The organism is Variovorax terrae (assembly GCF_022809125.1).
In the GTDB taxonomy this organism is placed as follows: Bacteria; Pseudomonadota; Gammaproteobacteria; order Burkholderiales; family Burkholderiaceae_C; genus Variovorax_A; species Variovorax_A terrae.
This window is the reverse complement of record NZ_JALGBI010000002.1, coordinates 30,571-47,550: the sequence shown is the minus strand read 5'-3', so window position 1 is coordinate 47,550 and position 16,980 is coordinate 30,571. Positions and strand designations below refer to the sequence as shown.

17 protein-coding genes and 1 tRNA gene are annotated in these 16,980 nt (G+C 68.8%); 9 read left to right on the top strand and 9 right to left on the bottom strand.

Annotation, left to right across the window (positions count from 1 at the left end; genetic code table 11):
* Positions 1 to 6 precede the first annotated feature (6 nt).
* A tRNA-Arg gene (locus MMF98_RS15540) sits at positions 7 to 82 on the bottom strand.
* Positions 83 to 109: 27 nt separating this feature from the next.
* On the bottom strand, positions 110 to 760 hold the full coding sequence (locus MMF98_RS15535; protein WP_243307521.1) for a TetR family transcriptional regulator: 651 nt from the start codon (positions 758 to 760) through the stop codon (positions 110 to 112).
* A gap of 167 nt (positions 761 to 927) precedes the next feature.
* Between MMF98_RS15535 and MMF98_RS15530 the strand changes: the two genes are divergently transcribed.
* From MMF98_RS15530 to MMF98_RS15515, 4 genes are all read left to right on the top strand, one after another.
* Positions 928 to 2,202, top strand: a complete 1,275-nt coding sequence (locus MMF98_RS15530; protein WP_243307520.1) for an efflux RND transporter periplasmic adaptor subunit — start codon at positions 928 to 930, stop codon at positions 2,200 to 2,202.
* 12 nt (positions 2,203 to 2,214) lie between these two features.
* Complete coding sequence (locus MMF98_RS15525) at positions 2,215 to 5,376, top strand: efflux RND transporter permease subunit (RefSeq protein ID WP_243307519.1); 3,162 nt, start codon at positions 2,215 to 2,217, stop codon at positions 5,374 to 5,376.
* Positions 5,369 to 6,793, top strand: coding sequence for an efflux transporter outer membrane subunit (locus MMF98_RS15520; RefSeq protein ID WP_243307518.1), 1,425 nt, complete (start codon positions 5,369 to 5,371; stop codon positions 6,791 to 6,793). The genes MMF98_RS15525 and MMF98_RS15520 overlap by 8 nt, the downstream gene beginning before the upstream one ends.
* A gap of 132 nt (positions 6,794 to 6,925) precedes the next feature.
* Positions 6,926 to 7,507: a c-type cytochrome gene (locus tag MMF98_RS15515; RefSeq protein WP_243307517.1), complete on the top strand. Its 582-nt coding sequence runs from the start codon at positions 6,926 to 6,928 to the stop codon at positions 7,505 to 7,507.
* A gap of 93 nt (positions 7,508 to 7,600) precedes the next feature.
* Here the strand turns inward: MMF98_RS15515 and MMF98_RS15510 are convergent, their stop codons facing one another.
* From MMF98_RS15510 to MMF98_RS15495, 4 genes are read right to left on the bottom strand one after another with little or no spacing between them, the layout of a single operon-like run.
* The gene (locus MMF98_RS15510) at positions 7,601 to 8,149 is read right to left on the bottom strand and encodes a DUF2946 family protein (RefSeq protein ID WP_243307516.1); all 549 of its coding nucleotides are present in this window, start codon (positions 8,147 to 8,149) and stop codon (positions 7,601 to 7,603) included.
* 41 nt (positions 8,150 to 8,190) lie between these two features.
* Positions 8,191 to 9,189: a YheT family hydrolase gene (locus MMF98_RS15505; protein ID WP_243307515.1), complete on the bottom strand. Its 999-nt coding sequence runs from the start codon at positions 9,187 to 9,189 to the stop codon at positions 8,191 to 8,193.
* A gap of 55 nt (positions 9,190 to 9,244) precedes the next feature.
* Positions 9,245 to 9,694 (bottom strand): YybH family protein, encoded by a 450-nt coding sequence (locus tag MMF98_RS15500; RefSeq protein ID WP_243307514.1) that lies wholly within the window; start codon positions 9,692 to 9,694, stop codon positions 9,245 to 9,247.
* 45 nt (positions 9,695 to 9,739) lie between these two features.
* The gene (locus tag MMF98_RS15495; RefSeq protein ID WP_243307512.1) at positions 9,740 to 10,486 is read right to left on the bottom strand and encodes a Rossmann-fold NAD(P)-binding domain-containing protein; all 747 of its coding nucleotides are present in this window, start codon (positions 10,484 to 10,486) and stop codon (positions 9,740 to 9,742) included.
* A gap of 44 nt (positions 10,487 to 10,530) precedes the next feature.
* Here MMF98_RS15495 and MMF98_RS15490 point away from each other — a divergent pair, with 44 nt between their 5' ends.
* The 5 genes from MMF98_RS15490 to MMF98_RS15470 all read left to right on the top strand — a co-directional run bounded on the left by MMF98_RS15490 (position 10,531) and on the right by MMF98_RS15470 (position 14,122).
* Entirely contained in the window at positions 10,531 to 11,118 is a 588-nt protein-coding gene (locus MMF98_RS15490) for a LemA family protein (protein ID WP_243307510.1), read from the top strand.
* 9 nt (positions 11,119 to 11,127) lie between these two features.
* The gene (locus MMF98_RS15485) at positions 11,128 to 12,069 is read left to right on the top strand and encodes a TPM domain-containing protein (RefSeq protein ID WP_243307509.1); all 942 of its coding nucleotides are present in this window, start codon (positions 11,128 to 11,130) and stop codon (positions 12,067 to 12,069) included.
* Positions 12,069 to 12,578: a TPM domain-containing protein gene (locus tag MMF98_RS15480; RefSeq protein ID WP_243307507.1), complete on the top strand. Its 510-nt coding sequence runs from the start codon at positions 12,069 to 12,071 to the stop codon at positions 12,576 to 12,578. Before MMF98_RS15485 ends, MMF98_RS15480 begins: the two co-directional genes overlap by 1 nt.
* Positions 12,579 to 12,773: 195 nt before the next feature.
* On the top strand, positions 12,774 to 13,142 hold the full coding sequence (locus MMF98_RS15475) for a chorismate mutase (RefSeq protein WP_243307505.1): 369 nt from the start codon (positions 12,774 to 12,776) through the stop codon (positions 13,140 to 13,142).
* Positions 13,139 to 14,122, top strand: coding sequence for a Bug family tripartite tricarboxylate transporter substrate binding protein (locus tag MMF98_RS15470; protein ID WP_243307503.1), 984 nt, complete (start codon positions 13,139 to 13,141; stop codon positions 14,120 to 14,122). Before MMF98_RS15475 ends, MMF98_RS15470 begins: the two co-directional genes overlap by 4 nt.
* Positions 14,123 to 14,196: 74 nt before the next feature.
* Here MMF98_RS15470 and MMF98_RS15465 read toward each other — a convergent pair whose 3' ends face one another.
* From MMF98_RS15465 to atpG, 3 genes are read right to left on the bottom strand one after another with little or no spacing between them, the layout of a single operon-like run.
* Entirely contained in the window at positions 14,197 to 14,622 is a 426-nt protein-coding gene (locus MMF98_RS15465) for a F0F1 ATP synthase subunit epsilon (RefSeq protein WP_243307501.1), read from the bottom strand.
* 3 nt (positions 14,623 to 14,625) lie between these two features.
* A complete protein-coding gene (gene atpD / locus MMF98_RS15460; protein ID WP_243307499.1) occupies positions 14,626 to 16,029 on the bottom strand; it encodes a F0F1 ATP synthase subunit beta in 1,404 nt (467 codons plus the stop codon).
* 48 nt (positions 16,030 to 16,077) lie between these two features.
* Positions 16,078 to 16,962: a F0F1 ATP synthase subunit gamma gene (gene atpG, locus MMF98_RS15455; RefSeq protein ID WP_243307497.1), complete on the bottom strand. Its 885-nt coding sequence runs from the start codon at positions 16,960 to 16,962 to the stop codon at positions 16,078 to 16,080.
* Between the last annotated feature and the right edge of the window lie 18 nt (positions 16,963 to 16,980).

Sequence of the window (16,980 nt, the reverse complement as noted above, 5' to 3'; positions counted from 1 at the left end):
ATTCATTGGTGCGGCTGGCGGGGATCGAACCCACGACCCTTGGCTTCGGAGGCCAATACTCTATCCACTGAGCTACAGCCGCGTGTTTCTTGCTGTAAGCAGGGCTGCATTATCCCTCATCGGCCGCAGCGGGTTGCGGGTCACCAGCCAGACCCAGCCCCGACAGGTAGGTATCGAAGACTTTTCGGCCGGTGGCCACCAGGTCGAACGCCTGGGGATCGAGCAGCCAGTTCTGGATCAGCCCGTCGATCAGGGCATGCAGGCCATGTGCGGCCGCGGGCGCGGGGATGGGCAGGCGGTGGCCCCGTTGCCGGGCGGCGGCACGCAAGTCCTGCGCCACACGGGTCAGGCATTCGTTGCGCACGCTCAGGTGGCGCTCGCGCACGGCACTCAGCTCATCCACGTACTCAACTTTGTGAGTGGCCACTTCGAAGACACGGCGCGTCTGCTCGTCATGGGCCGTCTTGTGCAGGGCATGCAGCATGGCCGCGCGCATGTGCTTCACCGGGTCGGCGGCGATGCCGTCGTCGACCTTGAGCAGCGCATCCTCCATCGGCAGCGTCACCCGCTCCATCATGGCATTGAAAAGATCGGCCTTGTCCTTGAAGTGCCAGTAGATGGCACCACGTGTGGTGCCGGCGGCCTGGGCGATGTCGTTCAGCGAGGTGCGCGACACGCCATGCGCCTGAAACAGAATTTCGGCAGAATCCAGCAAGCTGTTGCGCGTGGCGAGCGCGTCTTCCTTGGTACGTCGAACCATTGCATGTCTCCAGTGCCCACGCCTGGGGCGAGTTTTCCCAACAGCCCCTACTATACATTCAACAATGTATGTATACTTGCATCATCCCTTTTAACGGCCATACTGCTGTGCGCACTCCCGTGCGCCCCAGCCCGCGCCGAAGCGTTCAATCATCCGGAAGGAATCCCATGCCTGCCTTGAGCAATATCAAGTCTGATCCGCTGTTTGCCCGTCCCGGCCGTTTCGTGCTCGGCGGCCTGGCCCTGGCCCTGCTGCTCGCCGGCTGCGGCGCCAAGGATGCCGCCCAGGCCCAGGGCGGTGGAGGCGGCATGCCGCCGCCCGAAGTGGGCGTGGTCACCGTCACGCCCGGTGATGTGGGCCTGGTGACCGAGCTGCCCGGCCGCCTGGAGGCTTCGCGCATTGCGCAGGTCCGGGCGCGTGCCGCCGGCATCCTGCAAAAACGGCTGTTCCGCGAGGGCAGCGACGTCAAGGCCGGCCAGCCGCTGTTCCAGATCGACCCGGCCCCCTATGCCGCCGCCTACGAAAGCGCACAGGCCACGCTGGCGCGCGCCGAGGCCAACCTGGCCCAGGCCACCGCGCTGGCCGAGCGCTACAAGCCGCTGGTGGAAGCCAATGCCGTGAGCAAGCAAGACTACGCCACCGCCGTGGCCTCGCAGAAATCGGCCCAGGCCGACGTGGCCGCCGGCAAGGCCGCGGTACAGACCGCCAGGATCAATCTCGGCTACGCCAGCGTGACCGCGCCGATCGCCGGACGCATCGGGCGCGCCCTGGTCACCGAGGGCGCCCTGGTGGGCCAGGGCGAGGCCACGCAGTTGGCCGTGGTGCAGCAGATCAACCCGATGTACGTGAACTTCACCCAGTCGGCCACGGACGTGATGAAGCTGCGCAAGGCCATGGCCGACGGCCAGCTCAAGCGCGCGCCGGGCTCCGAGGCCGCCAGCGTGCGCCTGGTGCTCGAAGATGGCACCGAACACACCCAGGCCGGCAAGCTGCTGTTTTCCGACCTGACGGTGGACGCCACCACGGGCCAGATCACGCTGCGCGCCGAGGTGCCCAACCCGAGCGGCCTGCTGCTGCCCGGCCTGTACGTGCGCGTGCGCCTGGAGCAGGCGCAGGCCAGCAACGCCATCATGCTGCCGCAGCAGGCGGTCACGCGCACCGCCCAGGGCGACACGGTGATGGTGGTCGGCGCCGACGGCGCCCTGAGCCCGCGCTCCGTCAAGGTGGGCGGCGCCAAGGGCAACCAGTGGATCATCCTCGACGGCCTGAAGGCTGGCGAGCAGGTCATGGTGGACGGCGTCATGAAACTGATGCCGGGCGTCACCAAGGTCAAACCCGTGCCGTGGCAACCCGGCGGGGCCAAGGCGCCGGCCGCAGCAGCCTCCGGCCCCGCGGCAGCCGCCTCCGCCCCGACCGCCGCGGCCTCCGCAGCCAAGCAATAAGGAGACTGCTGCATGGCAAAGTTCTTCATCGATCGGCCCATCTTCGCCTGGGTGATCGCGCTGTTCGTCATGGTGATGGGCGCGGTTTCCATCACCCAGCTACCGATCGCGCAATACCCGTCGGTGGCGCCGCCGACCATCGTGATTTCCGCCGCCTACCCGGGCGCTTCGGCCCAGACGCTGGAAGACAGCGTGCTGGCCGTGATCGAGCGCGAGATGAACGGCGCGCCCGGCCTGGCCTACATGGAGTCGGTCAGCCAGGCCGACGGCTCCGGCCAGATCACGCTGAGCTTCGAGCCCGGCACCAATGCCGACCTGGCGCAGGTGGAGGTGCAGAACCGCCTCTCGCGCGCCACACCGCGCCTGCCCAGCGTGGTCAACCAGCAAGGCGTGCGCGTGGAAAAATCGCGCGCCAACTTCCTGCTGTTCACCATGCTGTCCTCGGACGACCCCTCGTTCGACATCGACGCCCTGGGTGACTATGCCGCGCGCAACGTGGTGCCCGAAATCCAGCGCCTGCCCGGCATCGGCCAGGCCCAGCTGTTCGGCTCCGAGCGCGCCATGCGCATCTGGATCGATCCGGCCAAGCTGGTCAGCTACGGCCTGTCGGCCGGCGACGTGAACAACGCGATCCAGGCACAGAACGCCCAGGTCTCGGCCGGCAGCATCGGCAACCTGCCCAACGTGCCCGGCCAGACCATGGCCGCCACGGTGGTGGTGCCGGGCCAGCTCGGCAGCGTCGCGCAGTTCGGCAACATCGTGCTGCGCGCCAACACCGACGGCTCCGCCGTGCGCCTGAAGGACGTGGCCCGCATCGAGCTCGGCGCCCAGGCCTACTCGACCTCGGCGCGCCTGAACGGCAAGCCCGCGGTCGGCATCGGCGTGCAGCTCTCGCCCACCGGCAACGCGCTGGCCGCGGCCAAGGAAGTGCGCCAGCGCATGCAGGAACTCGAGCGCTACTTCCCCAAGGGCGTGAAGTGGGAGATCCCCTACGACAGCTCGCGCTTCGTCAAGATCTCGATCTCGCAGGTGGCCGAGACCCTGATCGAAGCCGTGGTGCTGGTGTTCCTGGTGATGTTCCTGTTCCTGCAGAACTGGCGCTACACCGTCATTCCGACCATCGTGGTGCCGGTGGCCCTGCTGGGCACCTTCGCCGCGCTGCTGGCGCTGGGCTTCTCGATCAACGTGCTGACCATGTTTGGCATGGTACTGGTGATCGGCATCGTGGTGGACGACGCCATCGTGGTGGTGGAGAACGTCGAGCGCATCATGAGCGAGGAAGGGCTGCCGCCGCTGCAGGCCACGCGCAAGGCCATGAGCCAGATCTCGGGCGCCATCATCGGCGTGACCGTGGTGCTGATCTCGGTGTTCGTGCCGCTGGCCTTCTTCAGCGGCTCGACCGGCAACATCTACCGCCAGTTCTCGGCGGTGATGGTGGCCTCCATCGGCTTCTCGGCCTTCATGGCGCTGTCGCTCACGCCCGCGTTGTGCGCCACGCTGCTCAAGCCGGTCGAGGCCGGGCACCACCACGAGAAGAAAGGCTTCTTCGGCTGGTTCAACCGCGGCTTCTCGCGCACCGCCAAGGGCTATGAAGGCTGGGTGGCCCGCATCCTGCGGCGCAGCGGCCGCATGATGATCATCTACCTGGCGATCATCGCGGCCGTGGCGCTGGTCTACAAGCGCCTGCCCTCCTCGTTCCTGCCCAACGAAGACCAGGGCTACATCATCGTGAACGTGCAGCTGCCCCCGGGCGCCACGCTCGAGCGCACCCAGTCGGTGATGGCGCAGGTCGAAGGCTTCATGCTCAAGCAGCCTGAAGTGCAGAGCATGGTGGGCGTGCTGGGCTTCAGCTTCTCGGGCCAGGGCCAGAACGCCGGCCTGGCGTTCGTCACGCTCAAGGACTGGGCCGAGCGCAAGGGCGCCGGGCACAGCGCCCAGGGCCTGGCCGGCCGTGCCTTCGGCGCGCTCATGGGCATCCGCGACGCCTTCATCTACCCGCTGTCGCCGCCGCCCATCCCCGAGCTCGGCACGGCCTCGGGCTTCACCTTCCGGCTGCAGGACCGCGGCGGCAAGGGACACGAGGCGTTGGTGGGCGCGCGCAACCAGATGCTGGGCATGGCCTCGCAGAGCAAGATCCTGAGCGGCGTGCGGCCCGACGGCCTGGAAGACGCGCCTCAACTGCAGATCGACATCGACCGCGACAAGGCCAATGCCCAGGGCGTGGGCTTCGCCGCGATCAACAGCGCGATCTCCACGGCGCTCGGCTCGTCCTACGTCAACGACTTCCCGAACCAGGGCCGGATGCAGCGCGTCGTGGTGCAGGCGGAGGCCGCCGCGCGCATGCAGCCCGAGGACATCCTGCGGATCAACGTGCTCAACACGCAGGGCCAAACGGTGCCGCTGTCGGCCGTGGCCACCACGCGCTGGATCAGCGGCCCGATGCAGACCGTGCGCTACAACGGCTACCCCGCCATGCGCATCGGCGGCGACGCCGCGCAGGGCTACAGCACGGGCGACGCCATGAACGAGATGGAGCGCCTGGCGGCCAAGCTGCCCGAGGGCTTCGGCTTCGAGTGGACCGGCCAGTCGCGCGAGGAAAAACTCGCCGGCTCGCAGGCCCTGCTGCTCTACGGCTTCGCGCTGCTGGCGGTGTTCCTGTGCCTGGCCGCGCTGTACGAGAGCTGGTCGATCCCGATGTCGGTGATCCTGGTGGTGCCGCTGGGCGTGCTGGGCGTGCTGCTGGCCACGCTGCTGCGCGGCCTGTCGAACGACGTGTACTTCCAGGTGGGGCTGATCACCATCATCGGCCTGGCCTCCAAGAACGCGATTCTGATCATCGAGTTCGCCAAGGACCTGCAGGCCCAGGGCAAGGGCGTGGTCGAGTCGGCGCTGGCCGCGGCCCACCTGCGGTTCCGCCCCATCGTCATGACCTCGCTGGCCTTCATGCTGGGCGTGCTGCCGCTGGCCATCGCCACGGGCGCCAGCTCGGCCAGCCAGCGCGCCATCGGCACCGGCGTGCTGGGCGGCATGCTGACCGGCACGGCGCTGGCCGTGTTCTTCGTGCCGACGTTCTTCGTGGTCGTGCGCTCGATTTTCAAAGGCAGCGAGCGCCAGAGAAAGATCTATGCCGAACATGCCGAGCATGCCGGCGTGGGAGAAACCCCTCATGCATAACACCTCTTCCCTCCCGGCCCTGAGCGCGCTGGCTGCTGCCCTGCTGCTGGCGGGCTGCTCGATGATCCCGGCCTACGAGCGGCCGGCCGCCCCGGTGGCCACCACCTGGCCCGCCCCGGCGGCCACCGCGCCGGCCAGCCAGGCGGCGGCCGACATCGACTGGCGCGACTTCTTCAGCGACGCGCGGCTGAGGCGGCTGATCGAGTTGGCCCTGCAGAACAACCGCGACCTGCGCATCGCCGTGCTCAACATCGAGCAGGCCCGCGCGCAGTACCAGATCAAGCGCGCCGACCAGTTGCCCAGTGTGAGCGCGGCCGTCACCGAAACGCGCCAGAACCCGAGCGCTACCGGCCCCGGCCTCTCCAGCGTGGCCACGGCCGGGCTGTCGGTCACCTCGTACGAGCTCGACTTCTTCGGCCGCGTGCGCGCGCTCAGCCAGTCGGCCCAGGCCAGTTTCCTGACCACCGAGGAAGCGCGCAAGACGGTGCAGATCAGCCTGGTGGCGTCGGTCGCCAACGGCTACCTCAACTGGCTGGCCGACAACGAGCTGCTGGCGCTGACGCGCGAAACCCTGACCACGCGCGAGGAATCGCTCAAGCTCACCAAGCTGCGCTTCGACAACGGCGTGGCCTCCGAGCTGGACTATGCCCAGGCCCGTTCGCTGCTCGAAGCCGCCAAGGCCACGCTGGCGCAGGCCCAGCGCCAGCGCGCGCAGGACGAAAACGCCCTGGTGCTGCTGCTGGGCCAGCCGATCCCGGCCGACCTGCCGGCGGGCCCCGAGCTGCTCAGCGGCGTGCCCCTGCTGGCCGACGTGCCGGCCGGGCTGCCGAGCGACCTGCTCACGCGCCGGCCCGACATCCGGCAGGCCGAACAGCAACTGCTCTCGGCCAATGCCAGCATCGGCGCGGCGCGCGCCGCGTTCTTCCCGAGCATCACCCTCACCGCCAGCGTGGGCCGGGCCAGCACCGAGCTGTCGAACCTGTTCAGCGGCGGCGCGGTCGGCGCCTGGAGCTGGGCGCCGCAGCTGGTGCTGCCGATCTTCGACGCCGGCCGCAACCAGGCGCGGCTGGACTCAGCCCGGGCCGGGCGCGACATCGCCGTGGCGCAGTACGAGAAGGCGATCCAGGGCGCCTTCCGCGAAGTGGCCGACGCGCTGGCCGGCCGCGCCACGCTGGGCGAGCAGCTGCGCGCGCAGCAGGCCCAGGTGGAGGCCGAGACCACGCGCTACAAGCTGTCCGACCTGCGCTACAGCAACGGCGTGGCCAGCTACCTCGACCTGCTCGATGCCCAGCGCTCGCTGTTCACCGCGCGCCAGGGTGCGCTGCAGATCCAGCTGGCGCAGCTGCAGAACCAGGTCACGCTGTACAAGTCGCTGGGCGGCGGCTGGAAGGAACCGGCGGCCGCGCCGGCGTCCTGAACGCCCCGACGCCTCTCTTCACTCGCAGGTAGCCCCCGAGCAACGGCCCCTCGGCCGTTGTTTAGGGGTTTACCAGGGGCGGCAGCTATAATCAAAGGTTGATTTCAAAGCCCCCGATTTTTTGAGGACGCCATGAGCGATAACAGCCACGAAGAAGCCCATACCGGCCCGATCAAGAACCCCAAGCAGCTGCTGATTGCGGTATTTTTCTCGTTCGTCGTTCCCGTCTTCGCCATCATCGGCCTCGTGTACTACGTGGTGTCGGGCGCCAAGCCCGCCGGCACGGCCGAGGCGGACAGCATGGCGCTGGGGGGCATCAGCCAGCAGGCGCGCGACAAGGGCGTGGCCGAGCGCCTGCAGAAGGTCGGCACCGTGGAGATCCGCGACGCCAACCGCGCCCTCAAGACCGGCGAGGAAGTGTTCAAGGCCCAGTGCACCACCTGCCACTCGGCCGGCCTGGCCGGCGCGCCCAAGTTCGGCGATGCCGCCGCCTGGGGCCCGCGCATCAAGACCGGGTATGACACCCTGCTGAACGCGGCCCTGCATGGCAAGGGCGCCATGGGCGCACAGGGCGGCGGTGACTTCGAAGACCTCGAGGTCGCCCGCGCCGTGGTCTACATGGCCAACGCCGGCGGCGCCAAGTTCGCCGAGCCGCAGGCCCCGGCAGCAGCCGCCTCGGCCCCGGCCGCCGCGGCTTCGCAGGCCACCAAGTAAGGCGTTCTGCCCGCCTGTTCCCCCAAGCCGGTCGCCGACCGGCTTTTTCATGCCCGAATCGGCCCGATGTCCAGGTCCACCGGTCGTTGTTTGCTATTGATTTTGTAGCGCCTGGCGGGCCGCCGGGCTGCGCACATAGCCAAAACGCGCCGGCAGCTCGTGCGTGGCCATGTCCTGCGGCACCCACAGGCCCTGCTCGATCGCCTCGGCCGCGAGCGCCACATCCTGGGTGTGCACCAGCCCGAAACCCAGATCGGTGTCCAGGTAGAGGCGCCCGTGCTCGTCCAGCACGCAGCGCTGCGGCCGGGCCGGGCGGCCGGTGTGCGCCGCGACGGCCAGATCGCCGCCCACGCGCCAGACCAGGGGCGTGGCTTCGAGCTCCACATAGACGCGCTGCGGGCCGTTCTGGAAGAACCACTGGCCCTGGGCATCGCTTTCGTAGTTGCGGTGGATGAAGTCGACCAGCTTGTCGTGCCGCAGCAGCGAACCCCGGGCGCCCGCCACGCCGCTGGCGAAAGCCCCGAGCGCCTGGGTGCGGTCGTCGCGCATGTACCAGTTGCCGCGCGCATCCAGGCCCAGCCAGCCGTAGCAGTGGGGCACGTGGGGCCATTTGGCGATGGCCTGGCGAACGATGTCATCCATGGAGGGATTGTGCCCGGCCCGACGGCCGTGCCTGCTGAACCCTAGCTGTGCTCGGCCAGCCAGCCGCCCACCGCGTCCGGCATGCTGCGCACATGCCCCGGCAGCGGCCCCTGCGGAAAGCCGACATGGCCGCCGTGCACCGGCTGCCACAGCGTCACGCGCTCGCCCACCTCGGCCGGCCGCGGCAGGCACCAGGACGGCACGAAGGGATCGTTGCGCGCGTTGACCACCAGCGCCGGGATGCGGATGCGGTCGAGCTGCGGCTTGGCCGAGGCCCGCGCCCAGTAGTCGTCGGTGCTGCGAAAGCCGTGCAGCGGCGCGGTGAAGACGTTGTCGAACTCGTACAGGCTGCGCGCCGCCAGCAGCGCCTCGCGGTCGAACAGGCCCGGGTGCTGGTCGAGCTTCTGCAGCGCCTTGGGCACCATGGTGTTGAGGAACATGCGCGTGTAGACCAGCCGGTTGAAGCCGCGCCCGATGGCCTGGCCGCCGGCCGTGAGGTCCACCGGCGAGCAGACCGAGGCCACCGCCTCTGCCACCGGGGCGGCCGCCTCGCCCATCTCCTCGGCCCAGCGCAGCAGCGCGTTGCCGCCCAGCGAGATGCCCACCGCCACCAGCGGCCCGCCGCCCTGGTGCTTCCATTGCGCGCGAAAGCGCTGCAGGATCCAGCCGATCTCCTCGAAGTCGCCCGAGTGGTAGGCACGCGGCGCCAGGTTGATCTCGCCGCTGCAGCCGCGGAAATGCGGCACGGCGTAGGCCCAGCCGCGCTCGCGCGCGAGATCGGCAAAGGCTTCGGCGTAATGGCTGCGCGAGGTGCCTTCGAGGCCATGGAACAGCACCAGCAGGGGCTGCGCCGCGCCCCGGGGCTCGCGGGAGGCGCCGGGCGGCGCCAGCCAGTCCACGTCGATGAAGTCGCCGTCCGGCGTGCCCCAGCGTTCGCGCTGGTACTGCGGGGGCGGGCCGAAGGCACGGCGCGAGAACAGCGCGGGCCAGATGGTCTGCAGATTGCCGCCGGGCAGCCAGAAGGGCGCTACGTAATTCATAGCAGACAATGTCCGCTGGACAAGGACATGGAGCACAACATCATGCTTTTTCCGGTCAATGCAGCATCTGCGGCGCCTCGCTGCCCTCCTGCACCTCGTGGGGCGTTCCGGGGCTGGCATGATGGGCCACCAGGCGCCAGCCCTGCGCCGTCTTGTGGTACACGTTGGTGGCGATCACCCAGGCTTCGTGCGGGCCTTCCGGCGTCATGACCTCGATGCGCTCGAGCACGTTGTGCACGGCGCTGGCCAGCGAATCGACCTTGCGCACCCGCTCCGGCCAGGCCCGGATGCTGCCATTGGCAAACATGGCGTCGAACGCCGTCCGGATGGCGGCGGCGCCCACTAGGCGCGGCCCCCCGGGATGCACGCAGACGATCTCGTCCTCATCGGCCCAGCAGGCCATGAGCTTGTCGATATCGCCGCCTTGCAGCGCCTCGTAGAAGGCCGCTTCAATGTCGTCGGCGGAGCCCCCCACCGTGGCGGCATGGAGTTTGGCTTTGGGCATGATGATCGATCATACCTGCGCGCCCCGCCCGACAGCGGGCCGGGGTCATGGGCGCAGCCACTGGGCGGCGACGCCGCGCACGTCGCCCTGGGCCGCCCGCCACACCAGCTCGGGCGCGGCGATGTGGATGCCCGGCGGCGCCAGCTGCAGCGCCGCGTCCACCAGCTCGGCGACCTTGGCCGCGCGCACCGGCTGCTCGCTGCTGGGCACCATGTAGCTGAAGACGGACAGCATCCAGGCCGCCACCCTGGGCAGCAGCCCGGAGGCAGTGCGAGCCGCTGGCTCGCCGGCCGAGCGCACGATCAACAGCCGCTCGAAGCCGAGCGCGGCCACGGCCTGCTCGTCCAGGCTGGCAAGGCCGCGCTTGAGCGCCTCGGGCAGCCGCCCCTGCGCATGCGGCAGCACCACGGCCAGCGTGCGCACGCCGCTGCGCCGCATCCAGGCCGCCACCTCGACCAGTTGCCCGGGCATGGGCGTCCACAGCGCGCGCTCGCGGTCGTGGTACAGGCGCGGCGGCTCGAACATGATGAGCCCCGCCTCGGCCGGCGCCGGTGGCCAGTGCGCGGCGCCGCCGGCCGCCACCTGCAATAGCTGCACGCCGCGCAGGCCGGCCTGGATCGGCTCGCCCGCCAGCACCTGCACCGGCGCGAAGCGCTGCGCGCCCACCAGCCGGCGCAGCACCTCGTTGCCCAGCGCGCCGGTGGCGCCGGCCACCAGCAGGGACGGCGGCAGCGGGCCCGCAGACACGGGCCGCTGCGCGGCCTGCAGGACTTGAATCGGATCGATCGGCATCCAACTATGCTACCGTCGCATTCCACAGGCAGGAGATCAATCCGATGAAACGCTGGCTTCTCATCCTCATCGCAACGCTGTCCCTGGGCGGCTGCGGCTACAACGATTTCCAGCGGCTGGACGAGCAGACCAAGGCGGCCTGGAGCGAGGTGCTCAACCAGTACCAGCGCCGCGCCGACCTGGTGCCCAACATCGTGGCCACGGTCAAGGGCGAGGCCCAGTTCGAGCAGGACACGCTGACCAAGGTGGTGGAGGCGCGCGCCAAGGCCACCTCGATCCAGGTCACGCCCGAGACGCTGAACAACCCCGAGGCCTTCAACAAGTTCCAGCAGGCGCAGGGCGAGCTCGGCAGCGCGCTGAGCCGCCTGATGGTGGTGAGCGAGCGCTACCCCGAGCTCAAGGCCAACCAGGGCTTCCGCGACCTGCGGGTGCAGCTCGAAGGCACCGAGAACCGCATCACCGTGGCGCGCAACCGCTACATCCAGGCGGTGCAGGAGTACAACGTGCTGGCGCGCAGCTTCCCCAGCAACCTCACGGCCATGGCCTTCAGCTATGCGCCCAAGCCCAACTTCAGCGTGCAGAACGAAGCCCAGCTCGCCACGCCGCCGCAGGTCGATTTCACCAAGAAATAAGTGCCGAATATGCTCCAGGTCCGCATCACCCGGTCACTGGCTGCTCTTTTTTTCATAGCACTCGCGAGCTTCGCCCTGGCCGCCTGGGCGCAGCCGCTGCAGCCCATTCCGGCGCTGACGGCCCATGTGCTGGACACCACCGGCACGCTGCAGGCCTCGCAGCAGCAGGCGCTGGAAGCCCGGCTGGCCGCCTTCGAGCAGGCCAAGGGCTCGCAGTTGGTGATCCTGATGGTGCCGACCACGCAGCCCGAGGACATCGCGGCCTACGCCAACCGCGTGGGCAACGCCTGGAAGATCGGCCGCCAGGGCGTGGGCGACGGCCTGATCCTGCTGGTCGCCAAGAACGACCGCAAGGTGCGCATCGAGGTCGCCAAGACGCTGGAAGGCGCCGTGCCCGACCTGGCCGCCAAGCAGGTGATCGACGAGGCCATCACGCCGAACTTCAGGAAGGGCGACTACGCGGCCGGGCTGGACGCGGCGGTGGACCAGCTCACGGCGCGCATCAGCGGCGAGGCGCTGCCCGCGCCGCAGGCGCCGGCGGGCACCGCCACGCGACACCACGGCTCGCCGCTGGACGAGGGCTTCGACTGGATGGATCTGGCGGTCTTCCTGTTCTTCGCGGTGCCGATCGGCGGCGCCGTGCTGCGCAGCCTGCTGGGGCGCAAGCTGGGCGCGCTGGTCACGGGCGGTGGCGTGGGCGTGCTGGCGCTGGCCATCACCTCCAGCCTCTTCGTGGCCGGACTTGCGGCCATGGTCGCGCTGCTGTTCGCACTGTTCTCCAGCTTCACGCCCACGCTGCCGGCCGGTCGCGGACGCGGCGGCTTCGGCGGCGGCTGGGGCGGCAGTGGCGGTGGAGGTGGCGGCGGCTGGAGCAGCGGCGGCGGTGGTGGCGGCTTCAGCTCGGGCGGCGGCGGCGATTTTGGCGGCGGCGGCGCCTCGGGAGACTGGTGATGTTCAAGACGCTGCGACGCATCCTCAAGCACCGCTGGCTCGACGAGTCCGACACGCACCGCGCCGTGCCGCCGGCCATGGTGAAGCGCCTGATGCAGCGCGTGGCCGCCAGCGAGAAGCGCCACAGCGGCGAGATCCGCATCTGCGTGGAGGCCGGCCTGCCGATGAGCTACCTGTGGCGCGGCGCGACGGCCCGTGAGCGCGCCGTCACGCTGTTCGGCAAGCTGCGCGTCTGGGACACCGAGCACAACAACGGCGTGCTGGTCTACCTGCTGCTGGCCGAGCACGCGATCGAGCTGGTGGCCGACCGCGGCCTGAACCAGCACGTGCCCCCCGCCGAGTGGCGGGCCATGACGCGGCGCATGGGCCAGGCCTTCAGCGAGCGCCGCTTCGAGGACGGGCTGACGCAGGCGCTGGAAGAGCTGTCGGCCGTGCTGGTGCGCCATTTCCCGCTGGCCGAGGGCGAGCAGCACCACAACGAACTGCCGGACCGGCCCGTGCTGGGCTAAAGCAACCCTCCCCCCCGAAGCGCCTGCGGCGCCTCCCCCTCAAGGGGGCGCCACCAGCGGCCCGGCAAAGCCGGCTCCGCGGTGCCCTGGCCTGAGCCGCGCCGGTTTTCATGAGTGGCGGCGCGCGTACACTCGTGCCACCCGCCCGCCTCCTGCGGGCCATGCGCCCTCCATCGCACGATCCCGAGACACCCGATGAACCAAGAACCCTCCCCCGACGGCGCCGCGCTGCGCCGCTACCGCGATCCCGCTTACCAGCCCCTGTGCCGGACGCTCGCCGAAGTGCGCGCCAACATCGACCGGCTCGACCGCCTCATCGTGCCGCTGCTGGCCGAGCGCGGCCGCTACGTGAAGGACGCCGCGCGCTTCAAGCGCGATGCCTTCCAGGTGTCGGCGCCGCAGCGCCAGCAGGAGGTCATCGACAAGGTGCTGCAACTGGCCGCCGAGCATGGCGCCTACCCCGAGGTGGTCGAGGCCTGCTACCGGGCCTTGATCGCCGGCTTCATCGCGCGGGAGCAGCAGGATTTCGCCGGCATGGAAGCCGTGCCGGAGGTACCGGCATGAAGCAGCAGCTCGGCTCCAGACTCGCGGCCTGCGCCGCCCTCGCCTTGGCGCTCGGCTCTGGCGCGGCCCAGGCCCAGGACTGGCCGCAGCGCGTGGTGCGCGTGGTGGTGCCGTTCGGCGCGGGCTCGTCGCCCGACATCCTGGCGCGCATCATCAACGACAAGCTGGCCGCGCGCCTGGGCCAGGCGCTGATCGTGGAGAACCGGCCCGGCGCCGGCGGCAACACCGGCACCGACCTGGCGAGCAAGGCCGCGCCCGACGGCTACACCTTCCTGCTGTCGGTCAACGCGCCGCTGGTCTACAACACGGTGCTCTACAAGAACCTGCCCTACGACCCGTTCCGTGACCTGGTCCCGGTGTCGCTGGCCGCGACCACTCCCAACGTCTGCGCGGTGTCCAATGCGCTCGGCGTGGACTCGGTCAAGGGCTGGCTCGAGGCGCTGCGCCGCAACCCGGGCAAATACAACTTCGCGTCCAGCGGCAACGGCTCGATCTCGCACCTGAGCGTGGAGCTGATCAAGCTGCGCACGAACTCGTTCGCGGTGCACTTTCCCTACGCCGCATCGGGCCAGGCCGTGACCGCCATGATCCAGGGCGACATCCAGTTCGCGTGCCTGCCGCCGGTGGCGATCATGCCGCAGGCCAAGGCCGGCCGGCTCAAGGCCCTGGCCGTGACCTCGACGCAGCGCTCACCGCTGCTGCCGGAGCTGCCGACCCTGAAGGAGTCGGGCCTCAACGACATCCAGGCCTCCCCCTGGTTCGCCTACATGGCGCCCAAGGGCACGCCGCCGGCCGTGGTCCAGCGCATGAGCCGCGAGATCGCGGCGGTGCTGAAGGACCCGGAGGTGCTGCGCCGCCTGCAGACCGCCTATTTCGACCCGGTGGGCAGCACGCCCGAGGAACTGGCGAAATTCATGCAGGACGAGCTGCAGCGCTGGAAGCCCGTGATCGAGCGCTCCGGGCTCAAGCCCGACCTCTGAGCCGCCTCTTCTGCCGGCCAAGAAAAAAGCCGCCCGAGGGCGGCTTTTTTGCGAGAGGTCTGCCGAACGAAGGCTTATTTCTTCTGGCGGTACTTGCGCAGGGCGGCGATCTGGGCCGCCATCACGGCGAGTTCGGACTGAGCCTTGGCCAGGTCCAGCTCGCTCTTGGCGTTCTTCAGCGCTTCCTCGGCCGCGGCCTTGGCCGCCGTCGCCTTCTCGTCGTCCAGGTCCTTGCCGCGGATGGCGGTGTCGGACAGCACGGTCACGCAGTTCGGCTGCACTTCAAGAATGCCACCGGCCACGAAGACGAACTCCTCGCTGCCGTCGGCCTTCTCGATGCGCACCGAGCCGGGCCGGATGCGCGTGATCAGCGGCGTGTGGCGCGGGTAGATGCCGAGCTCGCCCGCTTCGCCGGGCAGGGCCACGAACCTGGCTTCGCCCGAGAAGATGGACTCTTCGGCGCTCACGACATCGACGTGGATGGTGTGCGTGGTGTCCATCGCTTAGACCTTCTTGGCCTTCTCGAAGGCTTCGTCGATGCTGCCGACCATGTAGAACGACTGCTCGGGCAGGTGGTCGCATTCGCCGGCCACGATCATCTTGAAGCCGCGGATGGTTTCGGCCAGCGGCACGTACTTGCCGGGCGAGCCGGTGAACACTTCGGCCACGTGGAACGGCTGGCTCAGGAAACGCTGGATCTTGCGGGCGCGGGCCACGGCCAGCTTGTCTTCCGGCGCCAGGTCGTCCATGCCCATGATCGCGATGATGTCGCGCAGTTCGCGGTAGCGCTGCAGCGTGCCCTGCACGGCGCGGGCAGTTTCGTAGTGGTCGGCCCCCACGACCAGCGGGTCGAGCTGGCGGCTAGTGGAGTCCAGCGGGTCCACGGCGGGGTAGATGCCGAGCGAGGCGATGTCGCGTGACAGCACCACGGTGGAGTCCAGGTGGGCGAAGGTGGTGGCGGGCGACGGGTCGGTCAAGTCATCGGCGGGCACGTAGACGGCCTGGATGGAGGTGATCGAGCCGACCTTGGTGGAGGTGATGCGCTCTTGCAGGCGGCCCATTTCCTCGGCCAGCGTCGGCTGGTAGCCCACGGCGGAAGGCATGCGGCCCAGCAGGGCGGACACTTCGGTACCGGCCAGCGTGTAGCGGTAGATGTTGTCGACGAAGAACAGCACGTCGCGGCCTTCGTCGCGGAAGGATTCGGCGATGGTCAGGCCGGTCAGGGCCACGCGCAGGCGGTTGCCCGGCGGCTCGTTCATCTGGCCGTAGACCATGGCCACCTTGGAGTTCGGCAGATCTTCCAGGTCCACGACCTTGGAGTCGGCCATTTCATGGTAGAAGTCGTTGCCTTCGCGGGTCCGCTCGCCCACGCCGGCGAACACCGACAGGCCCGAGTGCGCCTTGGCGATGTTGTTGATGAGTTCCATCATGTTCACGGTCTTGCCCACGCCGGCGCCGCCGAACAGGCCCACCTTGCCGCCCTTGGCGAACGGGCAGATCAGGTCGATCACCTTGATGCCGGTTTCCAGCAGTTCCTGCGAGGGGCTCAGCTCGTCGTACGACGGGGCCTTGCGGTGGATGGAGGCGGTGAGTTCCTGGCTGACCGGGCCGCGCTCGTCGATCGGCGAGCCCAGCACGTCCATGATGCGGCCCAGCGTGGCCTTGCCCACGGGCACCGTGATCGGGTTGCCGGTGTTGGAGACGATCAGGCCGCGGCGCAGGCCGTCGGACGAGCCGAGTGCAATGGTGCGCACGATGCCGTCGCCAAGCTGCTGCTGCACTTCAAGGGTCAGCGCGGAGCCTTCCATCTTGAGGGCGTCGTACACCTTGGGCATCTGATCGCGCGGGAACTCCACGTCCACCACGGCGCCGATACATTGAACAATTTTTCCTTGGGCTTGAGCCATTTTTTGCTCCAGTAAATTTGAATCTTGCTGTGCTGTGGGCGTGGGCGATCAGCCGCTGATCGCCGCGGCGCCGGACACGATTTCAGACAGCTCTTTGGTGATCGCGGCCTGCCGGGTCTTGTTGTAGATCAGTTTCAGCTCACCGATCACATTGCCGGCGTTGTCGGTGGCGGCCTTCATGGCCACCATGCGCGCCGCATGCTCCGAGGCCATGTTTTCCGCCAGGGCCTGGTACACCAGTGCTTCCACGTAGCGCACCAGCAGGTCGTCGATGACGGTCTGCGCGTCGGGCTCGTAGATGTAGTCCCAGCCGTGCTGCGTGCCGCTGGCCTGCGTTTCCGCATGCATCGCCGCGGCCGACAGCGGCAGCAGCTGCGACACCACCGGCTCCTGCTTCATGGTGCTGACGAAATCGTTGTAGCACAGGTACACTGCGCTCACTTCGCCCTTGGCGTAGGCGTCCAGCAGCACCTTGACCGGGCCGATCAGGCGGTCCAGATGCGGCTTGTCACCCAGGTGCGTCACATGCGACACCACCTTGGCGCCCACACGGTTGAGAAAACCCAAACCCTTGCTGCCGATGGCCACCGCCTGCACCGTCTTGCCGGCCGACTGCGTCTCGCGCAGCTTGGTGGTCACGGCGCGCAGCAGGTTGGTGTTCAAGCCACCGCACAGGCCCTTGTCGGTCGTCACCACGATGAAGCCCACCGACTTGCCGTCGTTGGTCTTCATGAACGTGTGCACGTACTCCGGATTGGCCTGCCCCAGGTTGCTGGCGATGTTGCGGATCTTCTCGCTGTAAGGACGGGCGGCGCGCATACGCTCCTGCGCCTTGCGCATCTTGGACACGGAAATCATTTCCATGGCCTTGGTGATCTTCTTGGTGTTTTCCACCGATTTGATCTTGGTGCGTAGTTCCTTGCCTGCTGCCATCGATGGCTCCTAATTCGT

Coding starts and splice junctions, on each gene's coding strand:
- MMF98_RS15535 (WP_243307521.1), bottom strand. CDS start 760: ATGGTTCGACGTACCAAGGAAGACGCGCTCGCCACGCGCAACAGCTTG.
- MMF98_RS15530 (WP_243307520.1), top strand. CDS start 928: ATGCCTGCCTTGAGCAATATCAAGTCTGATCCGCTGTTTGCCCGTCCC.
- MMF98_RS15525 (WP_243307519.1), top strand. CDS start 2,215: ATGGCAAAGTTCTTCATCGATCGGCCCATCTTCGCCTGGGTGATCGCG.
- MMF98_RS15520 (WP_243307518.1), top strand. CDS start 5,369: ATGCATAACACCTCTTCCCTCCCGGCCCTGAGCGCGCTGGCTGCTGCC.
- MMF98_RS15515 (WP_243307517.1), top strand. CDS start 6,926: ATGAGCGATAACAGCCACGAAGAAGCCCATACCGGCCCGATCAAGAAC.
- MMF98_RS15510 (WP_243307516.1), bottom strand. CDS start 8,149: ATGGATGACATCGTTCGCCAGGCCATCGCCAAATGGCCCCACGTGCCC.
- MMF98_RS15505 (WP_243307515.1), bottom strand. CDS start 9,189: ATGAATTACGTAGCGCCCTTCTGGCTGCCCGGCGGCAATCTGCAGACC.
- MMF98_RS15500 (WP_243307514.1), bottom strand. CDS start 9,694: ATGCCCAAAGCCAAACTCCATGCCGCCACGGTGGGGGGCTCCGCCGAC.
- MMF98_RS15495 (WP_243307512.1), bottom strand. CDS start 10,486: ATGCCGATCGATCCGATTCAAGTCCTGCAGGCCGCGCAGCGGCCCGTG.
- MMF98_RS15490 (WP_243307510.1), top strand. CDS start 10,531: ATGAAACGCTGGCTTCTCATCCTCATCGCAACGCTGTCCCTGGGCGGC.
- MMF98_RS15485 (WP_243307509.1), top strand. CDS start 11,128: ATGCTCCAGGTCCGCATCACCCGGTCACTGGCTGCTCTTTTTTTCATA.
- MMF98_RS15480 (WP_243307507.1), top strand. CDS start 12,069: ATGTTCAAGACGCTGCGACGCATCCTCAAGCACCGCTGGCTCGACGAG.
- MMF98_RS15475 (WP_243307505.1), top strand. CDS start 12,774: ATGAACCAAGAACCCTCCCCCGACGGCGCCGCGCTGCGCCGCTACCGC.
- MMF98_RS15470 (WP_243307503.1), top strand. CDS start 13,139: ATGAAGCAGCAGCTCGGCTCCAGACTCGCGGCCTGCGCCGCCCTCGCC.
- MMF98_RS15465 (WP_243307501.1), bottom strand. CDS start 14,622: ATGGACACCACGCACACCATCCACGTCGATGTCGTGAGCGCCGAAGAG.
- atpD (WP_243307499.1), bottom strand. CDS start 16,029: ATGGCTCAAGCCCAAGGAAAAATTGTTCAATGTATCGGCGCCGTGGTG.
- atpG (WP_243307497.1), bottom strand. CDS start 16,962: ATGGCAGCAGGCAAGGAACTACGCACCAAGATCAAATCGGTGGAAAAC.